The organism is Ruegeria sp. YKSF070 (assembly GCF_059612725.1).
In genome coordinates this window covers 42456-51545 of sequence record NZ_JBXWRD010000034.1, presented here as the reverse complement: position 1 = coordinate 51545, position 9090 = coordinate 42456, and the positions used below count along the sequence as shown (strand labels likewise).

The following is a 9090-nucleotide window of genomic DNA, read 5'->3' as shown; positions in this document are numbered from 1 at the left end:
GCTGCGCCAGTGTCAGACTGACCTCTTGCGCCAGCACGTCCCACAGCTGGTGCAGCCCCGCCTCGCCCCCTGCCGCCATGGCATAAAGGAGCGGGCGGCCAAGGAACACGAAATCGGCCCCCATCGCATAGGCCTTGACCACATCCTCGCCGCTGCGGATGCCACTGTCGTAGAACAGCGGATAGCTGGGGCCGACCGCCTGCCGGATCGCGGCCAGCGCCTCGATCGCCGGGGGTGCTGCGTCCAGCTGACGGCAGCCATGGCTCGATACCTGGATCGCATCGGCGCCCAGCGCCTTGAGGCGCAGCGCATCCCCGGGATGCAGCACGCCCTTGACCACCAGCTTGCCGGGCCAGGCGGCGCGCAGGCGCTCGAATGTCGTCCAATCGGCGGCGGCGCGACTCTCGGTACGGTCGAAAACATAATCCCGCCCGTCGAAATTGGCCATCTGCGGCCGCCCCCGGATCAGCGTGGACAGGGACCAGCGCGGATGCAGCGCGAAATCGACGAATTGCCGGGGGCCGATGCGGAACGGCATCTTGAACCCGTGCCGCAGCTCGCGCGGGCGGCGGCCCACCTCGGGCACATCGACGGTCAGCACCAGCGTGCCGTAGCCGGCCGCACGGGCGCGTTCGACCAGTTTCATGGTGCCGCTGCCATCGCCGCTGAAATAGAGCTGGAACCAGGCCATGCCGCCCGAGATCTTGAGCAGGGTCTCCATGTCGGTCGAAGCCACGGTCGAGACGCCATGCGGCACCCGGTCCCGCGCCGCCAGCCGCGCCAGCATCAGATCGGCGCCGGGGGCGGACAGGTTGCACATGCCCATCGGGCTGATGCCAAAGGGGCGCACCGCCAGCTTGTCGAACAGCTGCACCCGCAGCTCGCGTCGGCTGACGTTGCGCAGCACCCGGGGCGTCAGGCGGATGTCCTGAATGGCCCGACGCGCCAGCATCGCGCCATGCTCCTCGCCGGCCGCGCCGTCGATATAGTCGAACACCATCCAGGGCAGGCGTTTGCGCGCCAGCCTGCGGGCGTCCTCGCTGGAATGAATGCCGGTCTGGCGCAGCATGATCTGAGCTCACTTTGTGGGGCGTCGGGCGGTACCCGCCCTAGCGCAGCACCATCACCGTGCAAGGTGCGTGGCGGACAACACGGGCGGCGGTGGTGCCCAGGAAATAGTCGCTGAGGCCGGGCCGGTGCGATCCCACGATGATCAGGTCGATGCCCATATCGGTGGCGTATTCGGTCAGCGCGCGGCTGGAATGACCGCTGAGCAACACCGGTTCGACCCCCGGCGCATCGGCCACGCGGGCGCGCAACCGCGCCTCAGCATCGGCGCGGGCCTTGGCCACCAGATCGGCGTCCAGATAGGCGCGGACCGCCGGGTTGGGCGGCTCGATCACGTGGACGGCGCGGATGCTGGCGCCCTCGGCGGCCAGCGCGCGGGCGGTTTCCAGCGCCCGCTCGCTGATCCCGTGTTCCAGCGACAGGGCAACAAGGATGCGGTGATACATGGCCTAACTCCTTTCCGGTTCGGTGTCGGGAACCAGCAGGACCTTTGGTGCAGCCACCCGACCCGCGCGGATATCGGCAAAGGCCTCGGCGCCCTGTTCCAGAGGGCGCGACTCGGTCCAGTCGAGCGGGCCGAGACGGCCGTCAAAGATCGCCTGCGCGGTCTGGCGGAAATCCTCGGCGGTATAGGTATAGGTCCCAATAAAGGTGATCTCTTGCAGGGTCATCCGCCGGATATCGAGGCCACCGGTATCCTCGCCCAGGCCGATATGGCCGATCACACCGCCGGGGCGGACATGGGCCGAGGCAGCGGCGCGGGTGGCGGCATAGCCCACCCCGTCGATCACCAGATCGTATTGCGACCCCTCTGGCGCAGCGTCGACCGCATGTTGGCCGCAACGGTCGCTCAGATAGGCGCGGCGGGCGGAGTTCGGTTCGACCACCGTCACCTGCGTCACGCCCTGCGCTGCAAGGCACAAAGCGGCGCCCAGCCCGATGGCCCCGCCACCCAGAACCAGCGCCGTGTCGCGCGCACCGGATAGCGCGGCCAGTGACAGGCGCACCGTGTGCCAGCCGCAGGCGATGGGTTCGGCCAGTGCCGCCTTGGCCAGCGGGACGGGGTCGGGAACGGTCACCAGATTGCCCTCGGGCATCGCCACATATTCGGCAAAGCCGCCCTCGCGCGGGGGCATCGAGATGATCTGGCGGGCGGGGCACAGGTTGTCGCGTCCCGTGCGGCAAGCCGGGCAGTCGCCGCAGGTGACCAGCGGGTTCACGGTGACCCGCTCACCATCGCGCGGGCCACCTACGATCACACCGGCCACCTCGTGCCCCAGGATGAGCGGCGCCGGACGGCGCGCGTCATGGCCCAGATAGGCATGCATGTCCGAGCCGCAGATACCCACCTGCGCAATGCGGATCAGCTGTTCGCCCGGCCCCGCCACCGGGTCGGGCATCTCGCGCAGCGCAAGCGCTTCGGGGCCCGTGTAAACCAGCGCCTTCATTTCGCGGTATATCCTCCATCCACCATCAACACCTGACCGGTGACATAGGCCGAGGCCTCGGAGCAAAGGAACAACAGCGGCCCATCCAGGTCCTCGGGTTCACCATTGCGGCCGAGACAAGTCTGCGCGGCGTTACGCGCCGCGCGCTCGGGGTCGGCAAAGACAGGCGCCGTCAGCTCGGTACGGAAAAAACCCGGCCCCAGCGCGTTGGCGGTGATCCCATGCGGAGACCAGGCCTCGGCCATGGCGCGGGTCATCTGCGCCACGCCGCCCTTCGACGCGCCATAGGCGATGCCGCCGGGAAAGGCGCGGGTCGTCTGGAGCGAAGCGAAATTGACGATCCGGCCCCAACCGCGTGCCTTCATCCCCGAGACCAGATACTGGCTGAGGAAAAAGGGCACCGACAGGTTCAGGGTCAGGGTGATGTCCCACCCCTCGGGCGTGACCTCATCGGCGGTTTGCCGGGTGTTGATACCGGCGGCGTGGATCAGAATGTCGGGCGGGCCAAAGGGCGCTGCGACCTGCTGCGCCAGCCCCTCCAACCCGTCGCGGTCCGACAGGTCATAGGGAAGGGCATGGGTTTCGCCCCCCGCCTCGGCTTGCCATTCGGCCAGCGCGTCGGCGCGGCGGGCCACGCCCACCACCCGCGCGCCGGCCTGCGCCAGCACCGTCGCCGCGCGTCGGCCAAGGCCGGAACTGGCGCCGGTGACACAGGCCACCCGGCCCCGCACCGAGAAGAGATAGCCAGAGTCAGCCATTGGCGGTCAGGTCAAAGGTCTCGTCGGGAAAATATTTGGCCAACCGCACATCGGCGGCGCGGGCATGGCCCTCCATCCCCTCCAGCCGGGCGATGCGCGCAGTGGCCTCGGCAACGGGTTTATAGCCCTCGCGGGTGCCGCGCTGCCAGGTGACGATCTTCATGTATTTGTGCACGCTGAGCCCGCCGGTATAGCTGGCGGCGCCACTTGTCGGTAGCACATGGTTTGTGCCCGCCGCCTTGTCGCCATAGCTGACGGTGCTTTCCTCGCCCAGAAACAGCGATCCATAACAGCTGAGCCGGTCGAGCCACCAATCCAGATCCTCGGCCATCACCGTCAGGTGCTCGGGCGCATAGCGGTCCGAGGTGGCGGCCATCTCCTCGCGGTCAGCGCACAGGATCACCTCGGCATAGTCGCGCCATGCGGCGGCGGCATTGTCGCGGTTCACCTCGGGCAGGTCGGCGATATAGGCCGGGATCATCTCGATCACCTTTTCCGCCAGCGCGCGATCATCGGTCACCAGCCAGACCGGCGAGTTGTAGCCATGCTCGGCCTGGCTCACAAGATCGGTGGTCACGATATGCGGATCAGCGGTCTTGTCGGCCAGGATCAGGCTGTCGGTTGGGCCCGCAATCATGTCGATGCCGACGCGCCCGAACAGCATGCGCTTGGCCTCGGCCACGAACTGGTTGCCGGGGCCGACCAGGATTTTCGCCTTGGGCAGACCAAACAGTCCAAAGGCCATGGACGCCACGCCCTGCACACCGCCGATTGCCATGATCGTATCGGCGCCACAGATATGGGCGGCATAGACGATGGCAGGCGCCACGCCGACACCGGGACGCGGCGGCGAGCAGGCCATGATATGTTTGCAGCCCGCCACCTTGGCCGTGGTCACCGTCATGATCGCACTGGCGATATGGCTATAGCGCCCGCCGGGCACATAGCAGCCCGCCGCATCCACCGGGATCGCCTTTTGCCCGGTGATCACGCCCGGCACCACCTCAAGCTCGACATCGGTCAGCGTCGCCTTCTGCGTCTCGGCAAAGCGGCGCACATTGTCATGGGCAAAGCGGATATCGGCCTTGAGCTTTTCCGGCACCAGCGCGCAGGCGGCCTCGATCTCTGCGGGCGACAGGATGATGCTGCCCTCGTAGCGGTCGAACTTGGCGGCATAATCCAGCGCGACCTGATCGCCGCCCGCCTCGATATCGGCGAGGATCGCGCGCACCGTCTCTTGCACATCCGAGGCATCGGATTTCGAGGTGAGCGAAGCTTTCTTGAGGTATTCGATGGTCATACCGGGGGCGTCCTATTTGTAGATATCGGGCAAGAGGGTGGTGGAGATGGCGGGCAGATAGGCGATGAGCAGCACCACCAGCAGCATGAACAGAACAAAGGGCACGGCGCGGGCGGCGATCTTGAGGATCGACTCGCCGGTGATGCCGGAGACCACGAAAAGGTTCAGCCCCAGCGGCGGCGTGATGAAGCCCACACCCAGCGCGGTGATCATCATGATGCAGAACTGGATCTCGTTCATGCCGATATTGTCGGCCAGCGGCTTCAGGATCGGGGCAAGGATCACGATATTGGGCGTCGTCTCCATGACGCAGCCCGCCGCGATCAGGATGCCGATCATGAGCAGGATCAACAGCCAGGGTTCGTCGGTCATGCCGGTGACGGCGGCGACAAATCCCTGCGGCACACCCATGATCGCCAGCGCCTCGGCCAGGGGGGCGGAAAAGGCGATGATCGGCAGGATCACCCCGTTCACCTTGGCCGAACTGACCAGCATCGCCGGGAAGTCGGACAGCGACAGGGTACGCAGGATGAAGCCCATCAGGATGGTGACGACAACAGCGGTGGCGCCCGCCTCGGTCGGCGTCAGCCGGCCCGAGAAGATGCCGTAAAAGATGATGCCCGGCACGATAAAGGCATACCAGCCCGATTTCAGCGCCCGGCCCAGATTGCCCAGGTATTCGGAGGCCGAGATATTGCCGCCGCCCTCCCAGCCGTTGATGCGGTTCATCACCACATTGGTGACTAGGATCGAGATCAGGATGCACAGGCCCGGAATGAGCGCGGCCAGAAACAAGGTCGAGGCCGAGATACCCAGTACGAGGCCGATGATGATATAGGCGATCGAAGGCGGAATCAGGATGCCGGTACAGGCCCCTGCCGCCACCAGCGCGCAGGCATAGGGCCGGGGATAGCCCGACTCGACCAGCCGGTCGATGGTCATCCGGCCCACGGCGGCTGCCCCCGCAGCATCCGAACCCGAGATGGCCGCAAACATGCCGCAGACCAGCACCGTGGCCGAGCCGAACCCGCCCTTGGCGAATTGCGTCAGCGCCTCGGCCACGTCCAGGAACTTGCGGGAAAGCCCTGTGCGCACCAGCACGTCGCCGGTCAGGATGAACAGCGGCACCGCTGTCAGGGCAAAGGCGTCTATACCGGTGAACAGGCTCTCGCCAACCGCGCTCAGCGGCATGTCCCCCGACATGATCAACATGGTGATCGCCGCCGCCCCGATGGCGGCCCAGACCGGCACCGCCAACGCGATGAGGCCCACGAACATGATCACCGGCAGGTAGAAATCCCAGCCCAGTTCAACCGTCTGGTTGAGGGTGTTCCAAAGCATGACCGTCCCCTCAATCGAACAGTTTGTCGCCCTCGTAGACGGGCGTGCCGTCACGAAGGCTGCGCAGATCGCGCAGGAAGGATTGCACCAGTCGCAGGATCATCAGCGAAAAGCCCACCGGCACCGCCATCAGGAACCACACCATCGAGATGCGCAGGCCGTGACTGACCGAACCGAACTTGGCCGAGACCAGCACCGTCTCGAACGACCAGTAAAGCGCGATCACCGCCACCACGAACATCACCAGATCGCCAAAGATATAGAGCAGCGCCTTGGCCCGGCGGCCCAGGTAATGCATCAGCACGTCGATACGGATATGGCCGCGCTCTTTCACCGCCGAGGCGGCGCCGATCCAGGCGAGATAGATGAAGGAATAGCGCACGATCTCCTCTCCCCAGATCGAGGAATAGGCGAAGATCTCGCGCCGCAGCACCTCGACGGCCATGGTGACGACAAGCATCACGTAGAAGACCAGCAGCGCCCAGCGCTCGGCATTCCGGTTCAGGGCATTCAGGATAAGGCTCACGCGTCCCTCCCTCCGGGCGAGGGGCATCCGTTGCCGGAGGCCCGGTTGATGGCGTCATGCGGGTAAGGAAAGGGCCGGCGCCGTCCCAGGCGCCGGCCGGTGCCGATCAGGCGTCGTGCACGTAGTAGCGGCCCATGGTGCCGGCGGCCTCTTCGAGGCGGGCAAAGGCGTCCATCGACCCGGCCAGTTCGGTCTTGAAGCTGTCCCATTCCGAGCGCTGATAGCCGCCGGTCGCCTGCCATTCGGCCAGCTGGTCGGCGGACAGCGAATGGAACTCGACCCCGGATTTGGTCAGTTCCGACATCGCATAGGCGCGTGCCGCGGGCACCTTGGCCAGGTTCTGCTGCGAGGTGACCTCGCCCGCGAACATGATGCCTTCCTGCACGTCTGCCGGAAGCCCGTTGAACCATTCCAGGTTCATCGAGAATACCTGGCTGTCGGGCACCGCCTGGGTAAAGGTCACATGGCTCAGGATATCCTTGAACCCAAAGACGTAAAGCGCGCCGACCGACGGGTCGAGCGCATCGGCCACACCCTGCTTGATCGCCGAGGGCGTCTCGCCCCAGGCCACCGGCGTCGGGTTGGCGCCGACCATCCGGTAATACTGTTGCAGCATCTTCGAGCCGGGCACGCGGAACTTTACGCCTGCCAGATCGCCCGGCGTGATCACCGCGTTGCCACCCTTGCGCACGGCCACGACGCGCGGGTCGATCACGATGTAGAACAGCGCCTTGAAGCCCGCGGCCTCGACCTTGGGATGCACTTCGGACTTCCAGGCATCTGACGACACGAGGTTGGTGAACCGCTGGTTCGAACCACAGAAATACGGCATGTTGATCAGGTCAACGGCGCTTGCAAAGGGGGCAAAATTCGACAGCGAGTGCTGCGCCGCCTGGATGGTGCCGCCCTGCACCTTTTGCACCAGCGCGCCACCGGCGCCCAGCTGGCCGCCCGGCGCCAGTTTCACATAGACCTTGCCGTTGGTGGCGTTCTGGATGTTCTCCTTGAGGTCCAGCTGCATGATCGGATAGCTGCGCGACGCGCCCAGCACATAGGCCGTCGCCACCGTCATCACATGCGATGCGGCGGCTTCACGTTCCTTCTCTTCCTTGGCGGTCTGCGCTGCGGCCTCGGTCGACCACAGGGTCCCTGCCGCACCGGCCACCATGGCGGCGGTAAAGCTGCCGCTGCCGGCCAGTTTCAGAAAGTTGCGGCGTGTCGCGGACGCAAGTCCGGTCCGGTCGTCTTTCATGTATTTCCTCCCATTTGGACAGATCAGGGCCGCTGGTTTGTCTTTCTCTTCGCTGCGGCTTCCCGTTGCAGAATGGCCACCACAAACGCGATTGCGGTGGCGAACAGAACCAGCATTTCACCAACATCCCCCAGCATCGGCCCGACCCCGACAGAGCCAAGTCCCACATTCAGGGCAAACAGGGCAAAGAGTGCGGCCGAGATCAAAAGCATCGGGTCCTCCGGATGGGCAAAAACACGATTCGCCTCCGCAATGTAAGCGCTTACATTTGACGATGCAAGCGCTTACACGCTATGCTGTCCTCGGCGACTGGGGTATCGGAGCATACTGCCCGCCTCTTTCAACCAAACACGGACCTGCACGTCATGACCGCGCCGAGCACACAGCCCACCCCGACCCTGGCCGATGTGGCCCGGCGGGCAGGTGTGTCGACGGCGACGGTCTCGCGCTGTCTGAACACGCCCGACCGGGTTATCGAAGAGACCCGCAACCGGGTGCTGGAGGCGGTGCGAGAGCTTGGCTATTCGCCCAATTTCGGCGCCCGCGCCCTGGCCGCGAAACGCACCAACACGATCGGCGCCGTGATCCCGACCATGGAAAACGCGATCTTTGCCCGCGGTCTGCAGGCCTTTCAGGAGGAACTGCGGCTCAAGGGGATCACGCTGCTGGTGGCCTCCTCCTCGTATCGCGCCGATCTGGAAGAAGAGCAGATCCGCACCCTGGTGGCGCGCGGCGCCGACGGGTTGTTCCTGATCGGCGCCCATCGCGATCCGGCGCTTTACGACTTTCTCAACCGGCGGGGCATCCCGACACTGGCTGCCTGGGTGCATGACCCGGACGCGCCGGTTCCCACGATCGGTTTCGACAATCACGCCGCAATGCTGGACCTGGCCCGCGAGGTCATCGCACGCGGCCACCGCCGGATCGGCGTGATCAGTGCCGAACAGGCCAGCAACGACCGCGCCCGCGCCCGGGTGGCCGCGATCCGCGCCGCCATGGCCGAGGCGGGGCTCGGCGCCGATACGCTCAGCCTGGTGGAAACCGCCTATGGCATCGACGAGGGGGCTGCCGCCTTCGACATCCTGATGCAGCGCACGCCCCGTCCCAGCGTGGTGATGTGCGGCAACGATGTGCTGGCGGTGGGTGCCATGGGTCGGGCCAAGGCAACGGGCTATGACGTGCCCGGCGATGTCTCGATCACCGGGTTCGACGATATCGAACTGGCCAAGGTATGCAGCCCGGGCCTGACCACGGTGCATGTACCGCATCGCCAGATGGGCACCCAAGCCGCACAGGCGCTGGTCGCAATGGTGGCCGAAGGCGCGCCGGGCAAAGGGCAACGGCTGGACACCTATGTGGTAATGCGCGGTTCGCTGGCGCCGCCGCGCGTCTAGGCC

Annotated in this window: 10 protein-coding genes; 1 reads left to right on the top strand and 9 read right to left on the bottom strand. The window is 65.9% G+C overall.

Features of this window, described 5'->3' with window-relative positions; translation table 11 throughout:
• The 9 genes from AC2FL1_RS16195 to AC2FL1_RS16155 form a co-directional block, all read right to left on the bottom strand.
• Nucleotides 1–1069, bottom strand: a 1069-nt coding sequence (locus tag AC2FL1_RS16195; RefSeq protein WP_496877656.1) for an alpha-hydroxy acid oxidase, incomplete at its 3' end; no start/stop codon positions are given.
• A 40-nt stretch (nt 1070–1109) separates the two neighbouring features.
• Nucleotides 1110–1514, bottom strand: a complete 405-nt coding sequence (locus AC2FL1_RS16190) for a universal stress protein (protein WP_011046353.1) — start codon at nt 1512–1514, stop codon at nt 1110–1112.
• 3 nt (nt 1515–1517) lie between these two features.
• Entirely contained in the window at nt 1518–2516 is a 999-nt protein-coding gene (locus tag AC2FL1_RS16185) for a zinc-dependent alcohol dehydrogenase (RefSeq protein ID WP_496877655.1), read from the bottom strand.
• Nucleotides 2513–3274: an SDR family NAD(P)-dependent oxidoreductase gene (locus AC2FL1_RS16180; RefSeq protein WP_496829469.1), complete on the bottom strand. Its 762-nt coding sequence runs from the start codon at nt 3272–3274 to the stop codon at nt 2513–2515. The genes AC2FL1_RS16185 and AC2FL1_RS16180 overlap by 4 nt, the downstream gene beginning before the upstream one ends.
• Entirely contained in the window at nt 3267–4574 is a 1308-nt protein-coding gene (gene hisD, locus AC2FL1_RS16175) for a histidinol dehydrogenase (protein WP_496877654.1), read from the bottom strand. The genes AC2FL1_RS16180 and hisD overlap by 8 nt, the downstream gene beginning before the upstream one ends.
• A gap of 12 nt (nt 4575–4586) precedes the next feature.
• Nucleotides 4587–5915, bottom strand: coding sequence for a TRAP transporter large permease (locus AC2FL1_RS16170; RefSeq protein ID WP_496829472.1), 1329 nt, complete (start codon nt 5913–5915; stop codon nt 4587–4589).
• 10 nt (nt 5916–5925) lie between these two features.
• Nucleotides 5926–6468, bottom strand: a complete 543-nt coding sequence (locus AC2FL1_RS16165; RefSeq protein WP_496877653.1) for a TRAP transporter small permease — start codon at nt 6466–6468, stop codon at nt 5926–5928.
• A 79-nt stretch (nt 6469–6547) separates the two neighbouring features.
• Nucleotides 6548–7693: a TRAP transporter substrate-binding protein gene (locus AC2FL1_RS16160; RefSeq protein ID WP_234142823.1), complete on the bottom strand. Its 1146-nt coding sequence runs from the start codon at nt 7691–7693 to the stop codon at nt 6548–6550.
• A gap of 23 nt (nt 7694–7716) precedes the next feature.
• On the bottom strand, nt 7717–7905 hold the full coding sequence (locus tag AC2FL1_RS16155) for a hypothetical protein (RefSeq protein ID WP_496829476.1): 189 nt from the start codon (nt 7903–7905) through the stop codon (nt 7717–7719).
• 153 nt (nt 7906–8058) lie between these two features.
• On the opposite strand from AC2FL1_RS16155, the gene AC2FL1_RS16150 reads away from it, so the two are divergent.
• Nucleotides 8059–9087, top strand: a complete 1029-nt coding sequence (locus AC2FL1_RS16150; RefSeq protein ID WP_496877652.1) for a LacI family DNA-binding transcriptional regulator — start codon at nt 8059–8061, stop codon at nt 9085–9087.
• The last annotated feature ends 3 nt before the right edge of the window (nt 9088–9090 follow it).